Source organism: Nocardia sp. NPDC051570, assembly GCF_044454005.1.
Taxonomy (GTDB): domain Bacteria; phylum Actinomycetota; class Actinomycetes; order Mycobacteriales; family Mycobacteriaceae; genus Nocardia.
This window is the reverse complement of sequence record NZ_JBITDI010000014.1, coordinates 138,617-154,189: the sequence shown is the minus strand read 5'-3', so window position 1 is coordinate 154,189 and position 15,573 is coordinate 138,617. Positions and strand designations below refer to the sequence as shown.

Below are 15,573 nucleotides of genomic sequence, written 5' to 3'. Positions count from 1 at the left end.
GGCCCGGGGGCACCTCGGCCATCCTTTACTTGTTCCCCGCCGTCACGGCCCCAGGCCGGGGCGGCGGGGATCCCGCATGCTCCCCGTGAATTCCCTTGCCGCGACCCATATTCGGCGGCGGGTGGGTACCACCGCCCGGCGGGCGAAGACCTCGTGGCCCGAGCGTTCGATCTCGTCCAGGATCCCCGCGTAGAGGATCCCCGCGGTGCGAATGGCCGGGCGGACTCGGGGGTTCAGCAAGCCGATGCCCGGTGTCGCGGTGCGGTAGAGGTCGCGGTTGACGGCGATCAGGTGCGACAGGGCGCGGCGGAGGCGGGGGTCGGTGTGGCCGGTGCGGCGGCAGTGGGTCAGCAGGGCCTCGTCGACGCCGAAGGCGGTCAGTTCGTCGGTCGGGAGGTAGATCCGGCCGCGGTCGAGGTCCTCGGCGATATCGCGCAGGAAGTTGGTCAGCTGGAAGGCCTCGCCGAGGGCGGCGGCCGCCGGTTCGGCCTCGGCGACCGATGTCACCGTGCCCAGCACCGGAAGCAGCTGCAGGCCGATCGCGGCGGCGGAACCGCGCATGTACTCCCGCAATTCGGTCATCGTGGCATAGCGGTTGCGGAACAGCGGTGCCTCCGCGACGTCCATGCGCATGGCGTCCAGGAAGATCCAGAAGTGTTCCGGCGCAATGTCGTAGCGCAGAATCGTATCGCTCACCGCGAACAGCACCGGCTCGCCCGGATCCCCCGGATCGCGCTCGTCCAATCGCGCGCGCAGCCGCTTCTCGACCCGATCCAGTTGCAGCGCGGCATCTTTCACGGATCCGTCGACGATATCGTCGACGCTGCGGGCGAAGGCGTACAGCGCGTGCACGGCCCGGCGGCGCTCGGGGGAGAGCAGCCGGGCCGCGAGGAAGTAGGTGCGCCCGTGCGTGGCCGAGATCCGTTCGCAGCGCCGGTAGGCCGCTAGCTCGCCACCGTCGTCGGCACGGTTCATGGCTTGGGCTTATCGGCGCGCAGCCGCAGCGGATCCACCGTGCGCAGCGACAGCGCCGCCACCACCGCGGCGAAGGTGGCCGCCGCGACATGTTTGAAGTCGTAGAGCCCGATCGAGCCGTCCGGCTGGAATACCAGCATCAACCACGTACACAGCCCGACCAGCACCATGAGCGTCTGGGTCGACAGCGCGAAGCCCGCCGCCAGCGCCAGCGGCCAGGAGTAGTACCAGGGCAGCGCGGCCGGGGACAGGATCACGATCGCCACGAACGCGATCAGAATGCCCAGCACCGCCTGGCGCTCGGTCTGTTTGAACCGCCACCACGTCCATACCAGGATCGCCACCAGCGCCCCCGCGCACAGCGTCCGCATCATCACCAGCACCGAATCGAACCGCAGCGGCGTCACCCAGCTGACCACATAGGACAGCACGGTCGGCAGCGACAGCCAGTTGATGATCTTCTTCGAACCCGATAGCGCTGTGAGCCAGCCGATTCCGACCCCGGCGGTCGCCGAGGCGACGGCGAATACGGCCGCGAATACCGCGAGACCCAGTCCGCCGATCTTCACGAACGTCCACAGCGGATGCGGTAGCGGCCCTTCGTCCTTCGCCGCTCGGCGCTCGCGTTCGTGAATCATCCAGATCCACACCAGGAATGGCAGCGCCACGCCCGCGGTCGCCTTGATGGCCACCCCGATCGCGATCACCACGATCCCGGCCACATGCCGATGCTCGAGCACCAGCGCGATACCGGCGGCCATCAGGCCGACCATCAGCATCTCGTTGTGTACGCCGCCGATCAGATGGATCAGCACCAGCGGATTGAGCACCGCCAGCCACAGCGCGACCGTCGGTTTACCGCCCAGATGTTTGGTCAGATGTGGGATGGCCCACATCATCAGGGCCAGGCCGGGCAGCATGACCAGCCGCATCGCGATCGTCCCGGCCACGACGTTGTCGCCGGTGACCGTCGTGATCGCCCGGCCCAGTAGCAGGAAGATCGGCCCATAGGGCGCGGTCGTCAGCCGCCACACCGGGCTGACGTTGTCGAGCAGCACGCCCGGATGCAGGCCCTGCGCCGGGCTGAACTTGTAGGGGTCGTAGCCGTCGCGCAGCAGCGTGCCCTGCGCCAGATACGAGTAGACGTCCTGACTGAACATCGGCACCGCGAACAGCAGCGGGAAGATCCAGATGCCCACGATCGCGCGCAGCTCGTTGAGTGTGATGGTGCCGGTATGCCCGCCGGTGCCGATCGTGATGCGCCCCAACCGAACCCACGCCAGGATCATCGCCAGCACGCCTAGCCAGACGACGATCGTCGCCAGCACGAATCCGTGTCCGAAACGCAACCAGGACAGGTGTGTCGCCTCGAGTAGTGGGTCGTTGCGGCGCACGGCGCCCGCGCCGAGGCCGCCGAAGGTGATCATCAACGCGCCCCAGAAGCCGAGCAGTGCGGCATGTCCCTCGGGGCTGCGGAGGAAGTCGCCGGCGCGGGTCCAGCGGCTGAGAGTGTGCGATACCGTCGCGGGGCCGAGAGGCAGGGACTGGGAGGTCACCATCGGGGCCGCGGTGGCGGTATCCGGTTCGGGGGTCGGCATAGGTCGTCGTTTCCCCCCGGGAAATCGGTGCGGTCGAGACCGCGATTGATAGGTCGCCGGACAGTTTAGTAGTCCGCCGGGAACATTAGCGCGCCGGTTCGTCCGGGGACCGTTCCGGTGGGCCGCGGGTCGCCGGTGATGCGCTGGGCGGCCAGCTTTCCCGATAGCAGCGTAGTCGGTACGCCGACCCCCGGTGTCGTGCCGCAGCCCGCCAGTACGACGTTGGCGGCGGTGCGCGCCAGATTGCGGGTGCGGAAGGGGCCGGTCTGGCGGAACAGATGCGCCGCCGAGAACGGGGTCCCCGCGATCATGCCCCGGGACTGCCAGGTCGCGGGGGTGTCGAGGTGGTCGACGCGGAAGTGCTCGCCGATGCCCCGATAGCCGCGGATCTCGAGCACCGACAGCAGCTCGCGCAGATACGCCGGGCCGAGCCGATCCCAATCCAGCGGCGCCGCATCGAGATTCGGGCACGGGGCCAACAGTGACAGAGGTTCGTGACGGCCGCTGGCACGGTCGATGAACATCCCGGGGTCGGTGAGTGCCGGCCGGGTGAGCAGCAGCGACGGATCGCTCATCAGCGTGCCCCGGCGACCGGTGATCTCCGCGAACGTTCCGTCCCAGGCCGCACCGAAGTCGATGGTGTGATGCGCCTGAACCGGCCAGGTCGCGGCCACCTCGGCGGGCACGGTGCCGTGCGCGACGACCGCCGAGGGCGCGGCCCGCAGCGATCGGCGCGCGATGCCGAAGCGGTACAACGAGCCGAGATCGGCGGTGAGGACCACGGCATCGCAGTCGAAGGCCTGCCCATCGGCGCAGCGCACCCGCCGCGCCCGGCCGTCGGCGTAGCCGATGCCGGTCGCCTCGACGCCGAGCTCGAGACGCCCGCCCGCCGCGACGAAGGCGCGCGCGAGCGCCGCGGTGATCGCCCGCATGCCGCCCTCGGGGAAGTACACCCCCAGCGAGGTGTCCATATGCGGGATCGCCCCGTACACCGCCAGCGCCTGCGCCGGGGCCAGCCCGGCGAACAACGCCTGAAAGGAGAACAGCCGAGTCAGCTTGGGGTCCTGCAGAATTCGTCCCACCCGGGAGCCGAGGCGGCCGAATGCGCCCAGCCGCACCAGATTCGCCAGCGCCGCCCGTTTCTCGGGCGCGGCGACCAGATCCAGCGGCGAGTCGAAGTTGGCGTCCATGAAATGGTCGTAGGCCCCGTCGTAGATGTGCCCCAACCAGTTTCGCAGCTCTCGGTAGCGGTGCGCCGCCGCGGGCCCGCAGGCCCGCTCGACCTCCGCGGCCATCCGCACCGGATCGGAGAACACCGCGATCGTGGACTCGTCGGCGAAGCGGGCGCGATAGGCCGGGGCCAGCTGATGGATGCGCAGCCCCTGATCCCGCGGATCGGCGCCGACCGCGGCGAGTGCCTCGTCGATCAGGTGTGGCAGCGTGAGAATCGTTGCCCCGGAGTCGATCTCGTAGTCCGCTCCGCGATACAGCCCGACCCGGCCGCCTGGATGGTCCGCGCGCTCGAGCAATGTGACCGCGCGTCCCGCGCCGGTCAGATACAGCGCCGCCGACAGTCCGGCCAGACCCGCGCCGACCACCACGACCCGATCGGTCGCTCCCGCAACGGTTTTCATATCGTGTTATGCCACGCGCTTGGTCGCCGCGACGGCCATCGCATGCAGGCGGCGCTTGGCCTCGGTCGTGGCCGAACAGCCCGCCAGGGCGGTCAGGCCGCGGTCGGTCAGATCCGCGATCCGGCGTTCGACCTCCCCGACCGCGCCCAGATCGGTGATGACCGCGCGCAGCCCGGTCACCTCGTCGGCGGTCAGATCTGTGCCGAGGCAGCCGCGCAGCAGGCGGGCGGCGGTCGGATCGGTGGCGTCGGCACGGCGCAGTGCCTCGGCGATGAGCACCGTGCGCTTGCCCTCGCGCAGATCGTCGCCGGACGGTTTTCCGGTCACCGCCGGATCGCCGAAGACGCCGAGCAGATCGTCGCGCAGCTGGAAGGCGATGCCGATATCGGTGCCGAATTCGCGATAGGCCGCGATCAGCTCGGGATCGGCGCCGGCCAGCGCCGCGCCCAGATGCAGCGGCCGCTCGATGGTGTAGGCGGCGGTCTTGTAGCGATTGATCCGCAGCGCGGCCTCCACCGAATCGTCGGCGCCCGCCTCGCCGTGGACATCGAGCAGCTGCCCGCCCATCACCTCGGTGCGCATGGCGGCCCAGACCGGCGCGAATCGGATATATGCCGCCGGATCCAGGCGCGCGGCCGCGACCATATCGTCGGCCCAGGCGAGCGCGAGATCGCCGATCAGGATCGCGACGCTCTTCCCGAAATGCCCGGCGTCGCCGCTCCAGCCGCGGTCGCGATGCCGATGCTCGAAATCGACGTGCACCGTGGGGAATCCGCGCCGGGTGCGGGAGGAGTCGATGATGTCGTCGTGCACCAGCGCGCACGCTTGCACCAGCTCGAGGGCGGCGCAGGCCTGCAGTACGGCCGCGGCCTCGGGTCCGTTCGGATCGCCGCCCGCGCCCAGCCAGCCGGTCCAGGCGAAGGCGGGCCGGGTGCGCTTGCCGCCGCGCAGCACGAATTCCTGCAGCGCCGCGACGGAGGTGACGAATACCGGCCCCAGCTCGTCGACGAGTTCGCGGCGTGTGGCGAAGAACTCACCCAACGCGGACTCCACCGCCGTGACCAGTGCCGTCGTATCCGTCGAGGCCGGACGTGTCGGAGTACCCGGGCCAGCGGACAACACAACCTCCCAAGGTGACTCGCGCATCGGACGCTCGCATGCGCCCGCAGAAACGATACTGCGTGCGCAGATACCGAGGTCGCGGGGGCGTCGCGGCCGCCAATTACACTGAGTCGGTGAGTTCTGACAACGTCCATGCGCCCCGGACGCCACGGGTTTCCGGAACTCCGTCGGTCGTGGGCGCCCTGCGCAGACGCCCCGACGGGAACATCCCGTTCTCCGTGGAATTCAATCCGCCGCGCGACGCCGCGGCCGAGGCCCGATTGTGGCGCGCCGCGCGCGAATTCGAGCGCATGCATCCGGCCTTCGTATCCATGACCTACGGCGCCGGTGGCACGACCCGCGACCGGACGGCGCGGGTGACGGGTCAGCTGGCCCGCGAGACCACCCTGCTGACTGTGGCCCATCTCACCGCGGTCGGCCACAGCGTGGCCGAATTGCGCTCGATCATGGGCACCTACGCCGATTCGGGCATCCGTAATCTGCTCGTGCTGCGCGGCGATCCGCCCGGCGATCCGCTGGGGGAGTGGCGCAAACATCCGGAGGGCCTGGAGTACGCCGATGAGCTGGTGCGGATGGTGCGCGAACTCGGCGACTTCCATGTCGGGGTCGCCTCGTTCCCGCAGGGGCATCACCGTTCCCCGGATCTCGACCACGACACCCGCTTCCTGTGCGCGAAACTGCGTGCGGGCGCGGAGTATTCGATCACCCAGATGTTCTTCGACGTGGACGACTATCTGCGGCTGCGCGATCGGGTGATCGACTGCGATCCGGTCGAGGGCGCCAAGCCGATCATTCCGGAGCTGATGCCGATCACCTCGCTGCGCACCGTGGCGCGGGCCGAGGAGCTGTCGGGCCGCCCGGTGCCCGCGTCGATGATGCGGCGGCTGGAGAAGGCGGCGGGCAACGATCCCGAGCGCAATCGCGATGCGGTGCGCGCGGTCGGCATCGAGATCGCCACCGAGATCGGCCGGCGGCTGATCGAGGAGGGCGCGCCCTGCCTGCACTTCATCACCCTCAACTTCGCCAAGGCCACCAGTGAGGTGCTGACCAACCTCGGCTATACCGTGACCACCGCGCCCGTCAGCGCCTGACTTCGGCGTTTCGCACGGCGGCCGCGGCGTGGCGTGACCGTCAGCCCGCGCGGGCGATGAGCGAGCGGCCCTTCCAGGTCAGCTGGCCCGCCCGGTGCAGCCGGTGGGAGCGGACGGACAGTCGCAGATAGGCGCCGATCGACAGCGGATGGGCAAGGGCCGCAACGATATCCGCGGGCCCCGGGATATCGCCGGATTCCAGGGAGCGGGCGAGCAGGCGGGCGGTGACGGCGGCACCGTAGCCGAGTACGCCCGTCCGGCGCAGGGCGCCGCGTCCGAGGATCGCGGCCAGCGGCGGGGCCCAGTAGGCGAGGGCGACGGCCGCGCCCACCGCGGCGCTGCCCGTGGCCGATCCGTAGGCCGACCACAGCCAGCGGGTGTATCCGGTGTCGAGATCGTTTGCGCCCCAGTACATTCGGGTGCTCGCCACGCGTCCGGCGGCGACCAGCACGGTGCGCTGTCCGGCGCGGCGCAGCGCGCGTGCCAGCGCCAGATCCTCGGTGATATCCGCGGCCACCGCGGCATGTCCGCCGATCGCGCGATAGGCCGCCGCGTCGAAGACCAGGAACTGCCCGCACGACACCGCCATCGAGGGCCGCAGGCTGTGATTGGCCGCGCGCACCGGCAGGGTCGTGGCCCACGACCAGCACAGCAGCGGCTGTACCAGCGCCTCGGCGACCGATTCGGCCCGCTGATACGGCCACGGCGTCACCAGGGCCGCCCCCGAGCGGCGCAGCTCGTCCACCGCGGCGGCGATCGCGCCCGGACCCAGTCGCACATCGGCGTCGAGGAACAGCAGCACTCCGGCGGGCGCACCCTCGGAACCCGTTGTGACCCCGGCGATCCCGGCCAGGCGCGCGCAGGCCGCGGTCTTGCCGGTCCAGCCGGGCGCGGGTTCGGCCTCGGCGGAGATGACGGTGAAGCGCTCGTCGCCCTCGACCGCGGCGACCGCGGCCTGATAGGTGCCGTCCCCGGAACGGTCGTCGAGAATCAGCACCCGCATCCGCGGAACCCCGCGCTGCGCCCGCAGATCGGCGATCAGCGCGGGCAACCGGTCGGCCTCGTCGCGCGCCGGTACACAGACGGTCACCGGTTCGATCACCGTGGTGGCCACGGCCGTCAGCTGCCGGATGGTCGCTCGATTGACCGCCGCCATGACGCATCCCGCCCCGGACAACACCGTGGCGGCGGCTACCACACCCCGAGCCGTGACCGTATTCATGTGAAGTCCAGCCTCCCACACCCGGTTACCGCTGTCGCCCTCGACGCTACCGCGCGGGAGCGACAGGAAAGGGCCTGCGTGGCTGTGAAGAAGCGGGGAATGCGCGTTGGCGCTCAGGAATGTTCGCGTGTCCAGGGGACCATCGGGTTGCGGCTCATATAGGCCAGTACGGCGACGAGGGCGGCCACGGCCAGGGTCACCCCGCCCATGATTCCGGCCCAGCCGGCGAATGAGCGGGTGTTGGGGTCGGCGTAGCTGACCTCGGCGCGCAGCGTGCTCACATCGCCGGGCGGCAGCTTCCAGGAGACGATCGAATCGCCCTCGCGGGTGCCGTTGGTGGTTGCCACCCGGGCCGGGAAGGCAACGGTGAACTGCACGTCCGACCCTTGCGGCGGAACGGTTTTCAGGTCGACCCTCCCGTTGAGTGTGACCAGATCACCGGACCGGGTGAACTGCAGATTGAACATGCCCTGCGTCTGATCCGACAGCCCACCCAACTGCTGCACCTCGCCGAAGGTGAGGTCGTCGAAGTACACCTGGCTGCCCACATAGCCGTCCTGCGAATACGGTTCGATCCGCACCTTGGCCGCCAGGGTGTCCGGCGCCTTCAGCTGCGGACCCTTGTCCTTGTCGTTGGCCGGCACCGCCGCGGCCACGATCCGTCCCGAAACCCGATCGTTGGACGACACACCCATCGATACCTGCACCCGCAGGCATCCGGCCAGCAGCGGCATGAGTAACGCCGCCAGAAAGACGATGGACCAGGCACGATGGCGGCGCCGACGCGGCGCCCGCGCGCTGATCGGGTCGGCTGTCGATGGTGTCGGACTCGGCTGCACGGCTCACATCGTGCCATGACACGCCGGGTCGGGCCGCACGTGACGGGCCCGGCGGCTCATCCGGGCCACCACGGGGATACCCAGGACGCCGAGACCGGCGAATCCGTAGCCCGCGGAGGCGGGCAGTCCCAGGAGCACCGCATGCGCGAGGGTCGAGCCGAGCCAGGTCCACAGCAATACAGCGACCGGCACGATCGGTGACGCGGCGCGCGCGGGAATACCGCGCTCGAGCAACTCCAACAGCACAGCCATGATCGAGGCCACCGCGAACCAGCCGAGGTAGTTGGTCCAGGGGATCTGCGAAAGCCCCGGCAGCCCCGGCAGATTCGAACACCAGCGCCACTGCCCGTCGGCGACCATCTGCGGATCCAGGAACAGATCCCAGCCCACCGCGCCCGCGGCCGCCATCGGAATCCGCAGGCGCGCACGGCGATACAGCAGCCCCGTGACCACCCACACCGGATACAGCCCGCCCGTCCAGGCGAGCGGTACCAGCAGGGGTACGCCCGCCACGGCCGGGCCGAGCCGATCGAGCGCGTAGTCGTAGCGACCGAACGGAAAACCCGTTGCGGTGCCGATGATCTCGGCGATCAGCCCGAGCCCGGAGACGATCAGCAGGAATCCGAGCGCATAGCGCGGGCCCCGGGCCGGCATCGCATGCAGTAGCGCGGTCGCCGCCGACAGCAGCACCACCGCGATCGTCACCCGATCCCGCGCGCCGCCCGCGGTGAGCGGATAGCAGATCTGCGCGGCGATCAACAGCAGCGCCGCGACGATCGGCGACCGCGTCATCGGCGGCCGAACGGCGGCATCCGGATCCGGCGCGAATTCCGCAGCGCCAGCCGGGCCGCCGTGCGCCCGCTGGCTCCGGACACGCCGCCGCCGGGATGGGTGGACGCGCCGGTCAGATACAACCCGGGCGCGCCCGGCACCCGCTGCCCGGACAGCTCCGGTAGTGGCCGCCAGAAGAACATCTGATCCAGCGACATCTCCACATGCATCACATTGCCGCCCAGCAGCCCCAGTTCGCGCTCCAGATCGGCCGGGGTCTGCACCAGGCGCCGGCGCACCGATCCCGCGAAACCCGGTGCGAGGGCGTCGAGTTCGGCGATGATCCGATCGCCCTCCCGCTCGGCGTGTCCGGCCCAGTCGCTGCCGTCGGCGAGCCGATAGGGATGCCACTGCGCCCACAGCGACAGCTGATGCTCCCCGGCCGGGGCGATCGAGGGGTCCAGTGCGCTGAAGCTCATCGCCAGCACCACCGGCCGCGGCGGCAGTTCCCCGGCCAGCGCCGCGCCGTGCGCCGCACGCAACTGCCGCCGATCCGATACCAGCAGCTGCAATCCGCGCGCCGAATCCTCCTGGGCGGCACCGGAATAGGCGGGCAGTGCGGTCGTGGCCGCGCGCACCACCATGCCGATGCCGGGCCCGACCCGGATGCGCCGCCGCCAGTCGTCGAGCACCGACGCGTCGAATCCGCCGTGCCGCAACAACTCCAGCGTGGTCAGGATATGCGTCCCCGCGATCACCGTGTGCGCGAACAGCTCTCGCCCCGATGCGGTGCGCACCCGCCAGCCCGCGCCGTCGCGGCGCAATTCGGTGACCGCGTCACCGGCCGCGATCACGCCGCCGTCGGCGCGCAGCCGAGCTACCAGGGCTGCGGTCAGCGCGCCGCTGCCGCCGACCGCGCGGCCCGGTGGCAGGGTGTGCATGAGCGCGGCGAATCCGACCATCGGCGCGGTGCCGGGTTCGGACATCGGGGGGCCGGACTGCGCGCCGAACCAGGCCAGCGCCGCCTTGAGCCGCTCATCGTCGAACCAGCCGTCGAGCAGGGCATCCCCGGATTGCAGGAATTCGCGCGAGAGCGCGCTGCCGCCGCCGCGGGCGTCCAGCCCCCAGAACGAGCGCACCAGCCGATCGGGCCGCGACGGCCCCGCGAACGCCCGCATGACCCGCTGCGAGCGCGGTCCCCACATCAGCACGAATTGCCGGTAGGCGTCCGCGTCGCGGGCGCCGCACGCCGCGGCGATCGAGGCGCAGGTGCGCTCGAGATCGCGGTGGAATACGATCGGCGCGGCGTCGGTTCCCGCCGGTGCGGGCGCGAAAGCCCAAGGGTCGCAGTCGATATACCGCAGGCCGAAGCGTTCCAGCTCCAGCTCCTCGATGATGCCGGTGTGCCGGATCATGATGTGCGCCGAGGATCCGCGATCGACCAGATGTCCCGGGAAGCGTTCGACCGTCGACACCGCGCCGCCGAGCACCTCATCGCGCTCGAGCACCTCCACCCGCTCGCCCGCCCGCGCCAGATAACAGGCGGCGACCAGCGCGTTGTGGCCGGATCCGACGACCACCACCGTCACGATCGCGGCGCTTCCAGCGGCAGCCGCCGGCCCAGTACGGCGAAGCGGCGGGTATCGCCGGAGAAGACGAAATGCCGGACCACATCGGTGAATCCCTGTCGCCGATACAGCCGCCAGGCCCGGTTGTCCTCGCGGTCCACCTCCGGGGTGGACAGCAGCGCGGCCTGTTCGGGACGGTTGCGCAGCAGCCGCACCAGCAGCGTCTCGCCGATGCCGCGGCCCTGCGCGCTGGGGTGCACATGCAATTCGGTCAGTTCGAAGTAGTCCGTCAGCAGATCCCGCGTCGCGTGGTCGGGCCAGCCGGAGCGCCGCATACCGCTGTGCACCTGCTGATGCCACCACTGATGCGTGGCGCCGTGATAGCCGTAGGCGATCGCGACCAGCGGTGCGGTGCGCAGATCGAATCGCCCGCTGTCGTCGGGCAATACGGCCCCGACGGCCTGCCAGCCGGGGCGGGTGGTGTGCTCGGTCCACATCGGGGCGCGATGATGTTCGGTGCCGCGCGGATAGCCCATGGCCGCGACGTACACCGCCAGGGCGTCGTGCAGGCGGGCGCGCAGCGTGGCGGCCGAGAGGTCGACGACGACGGGGGCGGGAGTGTGGTGGGGTCTGACGGCGGTCATGTCTCGGCGGCGCGGCTCTCGTTCGACGCGAAAAGTTGTCGGTGGTCCTCTCTATATTCACACCTGAACGACATTCGAATACCTGTTCGGTATGCGAGGGGTGTGGAGGTAACCGCCATGACCGATCGGATGAACCATCCGGGGCGGGCCGGGAATCTGCTCGATCGTGCGGACGGCCTGCTGCTGCAGTCCGCCGCCGAGCCCGATCCGCGGGAACGGTTCCGGACCGCCTATCTGGCGGCGTTGCGCGGTGCGGGAGCGGTGCTCGCGCTGACGGGCGCCGACCGGGCGCCACGGGCGCGTTCGCGCAACGCGTGGGTACTGATGCAGCAGGCCGCACCGGAATTCGTCATGTGGTCGGACTACTTCAGCTCGCACTCCGAGACGCGCGCGGCGCTGGAGGCCGGACTCGACCGGCCCGTCGATGCGGCCAGGGCCGACGAGTTCGCTTCCCGCGTAGGAGCATTCCTGCATGACGTGGAGGATGTGGTCAGCACGGCGGCCCGGCTGCGCCCGATCTCGGGGTGGCTCGACGACGGCACGGCCTGAACATCGTGGAGTAGGTGGTAGCACGCTCATCGAACTCGTATCATTGGTGGCAGGTAGCCGCAAAGGTCGGCTACTAGTCGCCTACCCGGAGGCGACCACCACGACCTAGTGCCGGGGGAGGTACCGTGCCACTCTCCGAGCACGAGCAGCGCATGCTCGAACAAATCGAGAGCGCTCTCTATGCTGAGGACCCCAAGTTCGCCTCTACCGTTCGTGGCGGACGGCTACGTTCGGCCACGGGCAGACGCAGACTGCAGTCGGCGGCTTTGTTCGTCCTCGGCCTGGTTCTACTCATCGCGGGTATCGCCCTGCCGGTGAAGCCGGGCGGATTCCCGATCATCAGCCTGTTCGGTTTCATCGTGATGTTCGGAGCCGGCGTGCTCCTGCTGTGGGGTGGTCCGGCCATGCCGGGCACGGCCCGTCGCGGCGAGGCTGCGCCGAGCCCCGGCGGCGCGAGCGCCGGACGCGGTAAGCAGCGCAAGGCGGGCGGCGGCTTCTCCGCCCGTATGGAGGACCGGTTCAGACGCCGGTTCGAGGGCGACAACTAGCGCCACCCGCCGTCCCCGAGGGGTTCGGCGGCGCGCCACAAGTTCATAGGCCAAAACGACACGCCGTGCGATGCACGGCGTGTCGTTTTGTTTCGCGAGCCCTTCTTCGACCCTCTCCAGAACGCCCCACCGTCCCCCACACGATCCCCCCACCCGTCCCCACGGCGCCGGGCGACCGGTGGCGATCTGCGGGTTTGCTGGGCGTTTTCGGGTCGCCCGCCGTGTCGGCTGCGCGTGTCGGGGAACTCGGGGAAATCTCCCCACCCTGGTGATAGCTGGTATGACCTGCGAAATCCGCCACGCGGGGATCGAGATCACCGCGGCTTTCGATTGAAAGTGGGGGAAAGTGGGGTAATGTGGAGCGCGCACTGAAGGAGGCCGACCAGACGGGGTGATCAACGGGAGGTGTCGAGACGGTGTTTCTCGGTACCTACACACCTCGGTTGGACGACAAGGGGCGACTGACGTTGCCTGCGAAGTTTCGCGACGAGTTGGCGGGAGGGTTGATGGTCACGAAGGGTCAAGACCACAGTCTTTCCGTCTATCCCAAGGAGGAGTTCGCCGCCCTGGCGCGGCGAGCCGCTGCGGCGTCGCGAAGTAACCCGCAGGCAAGGGCTTTCGTCCGTGCCTTGGCCGCCTCGACCGACGAGCAGCGTCCGGATGCCCAGGGCCGGATCGTGTTGTCGGCCGAACACCGCCGCTACGCGAACCTGTCCAAGGATTGCGTGGTGATCGGCTCGGTCGACTTCCTCGAGATATGGGACAAGCAGGCGTGGGATTCCTACCTCGCCGAACATGAGGAGGATTACTCGCTGGCCAGAGACGAGTCGCTGGGCGGAATCTTCTAGCCCCCGAACGAGGCGAATGCCCTGCGGCCTCTGCCCGACGACGGACCCTGACGTACTTCCCCAACGCCAGGTGCCGTCGCTCGGTCAGAGACCACGGGGCATTCCCCTACCTACGTGAGAGTCCATCAGCCCAGGATCCGGGAGGTCGAGGTTGAATCATGAAGACCCCGGTCCGCGCCATGTTCCGGTTCTGCTGCGGCGAGCCGACGAGATCCTCGGTCCCGCACTGACTTCCGGCGGCGTCCTGATCGATGCGACGCTGGGCCTCGGCGGCCATGCCGAACACTTCTTACGCACCTATCCGACGATCAGGCTGGTCGGCCTGGACCGCGACACCGAGGCGCTGAAGCTGGCGGGTGTGCGGCTGGCGCCGTTCGCCGATCGAATCACCCTGGTGCACACCCGCTATGACGGCATCGCCGAGGCGCTGGGCGAGGCCGGGCTGCCGGCGGTGAATTCCGTGCGGGCCATCCTGATGGATCTCGGGGTGTCCTCGATGCAGCTGGACGAGGCCGATCGCGGGTTCGCGTATTCGGTCGACGCGCCGCTGGATATGCGCATGGACCCGACGAGCGGGCCGACCGCGGCCGATGTGCTCAATACCTATAGCCACGGCGATCTGGCCCGAATCCTGAAGACCTACGGCGAGGAGCGGTTCGCCGGGCGCATCGCGAGCGAGATCCTGCGCCGCCGCGACCGTAAGCCGTTCACCACCAGTGGCGAATTGGTGGAGCTGCTCTACGACGCCATCCCGGCCGCCACCCGGCGCACCGGCGGCCATCCGGCCAAGCGCACGTTCCAGGCGTTGCGCATCGAGGTCAATCGCGAGCTGGAATCGCTCGAGGCCGCGCTGCCCGCCGCGCTCGACGCGCTCGAGGTCGGCGGCCGGATCGTGGTCATGTCCTATCAGTCACTGGAGGACAAGCTGGTCAAACAGCTGTTCGCGCCGCGGTCGACCTCGCGGAGTCCGGTCGATCTGCCGGTCGAACTGCCCGGCATGGGACCGGAATTCAAGATGCTGACCCGCGGCGCGGAGAAGGCGACCGAACAGGAGATCGCCGAGAATCCGCGCGCCACACCGGTGCGGATGCGTGCGGCGGAACGGATCGAGGCGGCCGGATGAGCGGATCGGCGGGGTCGGAAACGGTAGGGGAGGCGAGAACATGAGCGTGCGCACCCGGGTGGACGCACCGGACCGGGGGTCGCGGCGATCCGCGCAACCGGCAGAGCGGCAGTCGGCGCCGCGGCGGGCCGAATCCGCCGAGCGGGTGAAATCCGGTGCGGCCCAACGGGCCTACGCGCGCCGCCGCAGTCGCACCCAAGGGCGCGACGATCTCGCACCGCTGCCCGGGCGGACCGCGTCGGCCATGACCGGCCGGCTCCCCTTCGTCGTGGGCATCATCGCCCTGCTCGGATGCGGCCTGGCCCTGACCCTGCTGCTCACCACCCGTGCCGCCGAGGACAGCTATCAGCTCGGCGACTCCCGCCGCCTCAATCGGCAGCTGGGTGATGAGCGCGATGCCCTGCAGCGCGAGGTCGCGGCCGCGGATTCGGCGCCCGAATTGGCCAACCGTGCCCGCGAACTCGGCATGATCCCTGCCAAGGATCCGGTCCGGCTGATCGTCGCCCCGGACGGTTCGGTGACGGTCATCGGCAAGGAGACCCCGGCCGACGGCCCCCCGGTCCCACCGCTGAACCCCGCGCCCTCGGCCGTGCCCCCGCCCGCCCCGAACCTGAACCAGGCCAAGGGCGAACACGTGGTCCCGGTGGTCACACAGCCGAAGCCCGCACAGAACGCGCCCGCAGGTCAGCCGAATCCGAACGCCGCGGCCCAGGCCCCGGCGCCCCCGACCCCCGGCCAGATCCCCGCTGCGGCAGGCCCGCAACCCGCGACCGCCCCGGGACAACCGCAGCCCGCCGCGGCCCAAGGCCCGGCCACACCCGTGCCTCCGGCCGCACCGCAGCCCCCGGCACCCGCGCCCCCCGCCGATCCGGCCCCACCGGCCCCCGGGCCCCAAACTCCCGCCGCCGCGACCGCCCCACTCGACACCGTGGCCCCCGCCGCCCCATCACAGGCGGCCCCGACCAGGTCCGACCCCCAGGACGGCGGCGGCCAATGACGGCAAGCCGAATCCGAGCGTCGCAACACGATCGACCGATGGCC

15 protein-coding genes are annotated in these 15,573 nt (G+C 70.1%); 6 read left to right on the top strand and 9 right to left on the bottom strand.

Annotation, left to right across the window (positions count from 1 at the left end):
- Positions 1-42: 42 nt before the first annotated feature.
- The 4 genes from ACIA76_RS30975 to ACIA76_RS30960 form a co-directional block, all read right to left on the bottom strand.
- Positions 43-975, bottom strand: coding sequence for a phytoene/squalene synthase family protein (locus ACIA76_RS30975; RefSeq protein ID WP_397156887.1), 933 nt, complete (start codon positions 973-975; stop codon positions 43-45).
- The gene (locus ACIA76_RS30970; RefSeq protein ID WP_397156885.1) at positions 972-2,573 is read right to left on the bottom strand and encodes an alpha-(1->6)-mannopyranosyltransferase A; all 1,602 of its coding nucleotides are present in this window, start codon (positions 2,571-2,573) and stop codon (positions 972-974) included. Before ACIA76_RS30970 ends, ACIA76_RS30975 begins: the two co-directional genes overlap by 4 nt.
- A 65-nt stretch (positions 2,574-2,638) precedes the next feature.
- Positions 2,639-4,207, bottom strand: coding sequence for a phytoene desaturase family protein (gene crtI, locus ACIA76_RS30965; RefSeq protein WP_397156883.1), 1,569 nt, complete (start codon positions 4,205-4,207; stop codon positions 2,639-2,641).
- A 6-nt stretch (positions 4,208-4,213) separates the two neighbouring features.
- Positions 4,214-5,353, bottom strand: a complete 1,140-nt coding sequence (locus ACIA76_RS30960) for a polyprenyl synthetase family protein (protein ID WP_397156881.1) — start codon at positions 5,351-5,353, stop codon at positions 4,214-4,216.
- A gap of 89 nt (positions 5,354-5,442) precedes the next feature.
- On the opposite strand from ACIA76_RS30960, the gene ACIA76_RS30955 reads away from it, so the two are divergent.
- A complete protein-coding gene (locus tag ACIA76_RS30955) occupies positions 5,443-6,420 on the top strand; it encodes a methylenetetrahydrofolate reductase (protein ID WP_397156879.1) in 978 nt (325 codons plus the stop codon).
- A gap of 40 nt (positions 6,421-6,460) precedes the next feature.
- On the opposite strand, the gene ACIA76_RS30950 is transcribed toward ACIA76_RS30955, so the two are convergent.
- The 5 genes from ACIA76_RS30950 to ACIA76_RS30930 form a co-directional block, all read right to left on the bottom strand.
- Entirely contained in the window at positions 6,461-7,642 is a 1,182-nt protein-coding gene (locus ACIA76_RS30950) for a glycosyltransferase (RefSeq protein WP_397156877.1), read from the bottom strand.
- A gap of 113 nt (positions 7,643-7,755) precedes the next feature.
- A complete protein-coding gene (locus ACIA76_RS30945; protein ID WP_397156875.1) occupies positions 7,756-8,481 on the bottom strand; it encodes an LppM family (lipo)protein in 726 nt (241 codons plus the stop codon).
- Between the two features lie 3 nt (positions 8,482-8,484).
- A complete protein-coding gene (locus ACIA76_RS30940) occupies positions 8,485-9,273 on the bottom strand; it encodes a carotenoid biosynthesis protein (protein ID WP_397156873.1) in 789 nt (262 codons plus the stop codon).
- Positions 9,270-10,841, bottom strand: a complete 1,572-nt coding sequence (locus ACIA76_RS30935) for a phytoene desaturase family protein (RefSeq protein ID WP_397156871.1) — start codon at positions 10,839-10,841, stop codon at positions 9,270-9,272. The genes ACIA76_RS30940 and ACIA76_RS30935 overlap by 4 nt, the downstream gene beginning before the upstream one ends.
- Positions 10,838-11,464, bottom strand: coding sequence for a GNAT family N-acetyltransferase (locus ACIA76_RS30930; protein WP_397156869.1), 627 nt, complete (start codon positions 11,462-11,464; stop codon positions 10,838-10,840). The genes ACIA76_RS30935 and ACIA76_RS30930 overlap by 4 nt, the downstream gene beginning before the upstream one ends.
- A gap of 117 nt (positions 11,465-11,581) precedes the next feature.
- On the opposite strand from ACIA76_RS30930, the gene ACIA76_RS30925 reads away from it, so the two are divergent.
- The 5 genes from ACIA76_RS30925 (at position 11,582) to ACIA76_RS30905 (ending at position 15,529) form a co-directional block, all read left to right on the top strand.
- Positions 11,582-12,013 (top strand): SAV_6107 family HEPN domain-containing protein, encoded by a 432-nt coding sequence (locus ACIA76_RS30925; protein WP_397156867.1) that lies wholly within the window; start codon positions 11,582-11,584, stop codon positions 12,011-12,013.
- Between the two features lie 125 nt (positions 12,014-12,138).
- Positions 12,139-12,561 carry a DUF3040 domain-containing protein gene (locus tag ACIA76_RS30920; RefSeq protein ID WP_397156865.1) on the top strand — a complete coding sequence of 141 codons (423 nt, stop codon included), beginning with the start codon at positions 12,139-12,141 and terminating at the stop codon, positions 12,559-12,561.
- A 416-nt stretch (positions 12,562-12,977) separates the two neighbouring features.
- The gene (gene mraZ / locus ACIA76_RS30915) at positions 12,978-13,409 is read left to right on the top strand and encodes a division/cell wall cluster transcriptional repressor MraZ (RefSeq protein WP_397156863.1); all 432 of its coding nucleotides are present in this window, start codon (positions 12,978-12,980) and stop codon (positions 13,407-13,409) included.
- A gap of 151 nt (positions 13,410-13,560) precedes the next feature.
- Positions 13,561-14,532, top strand: coding sequence for a 16S rRNA (cytosine(1402)-N(4))-methyltransferase RsmH (rsmH, locus tag ACIA76_RS30910; RefSeq protein ID WP_397156861.1), 972 nt, complete (start codon positions 13,561-13,563; stop codon positions 14,530-14,532).
- Positions 14,533-14,572: 40 nt separating this feature from the next.
- Positions 14,573-15,529 (top strand): hypothetical protein, encoded by a 957-nt coding sequence (locus tag ACIA76_RS30905; protein WP_397156859.1) that lies wholly within the window; start codon positions 14,573-14,575, stop codon positions 15,527-15,529.
- Positions 15,530-15,573 lie beyond the last annotated feature (44 nt).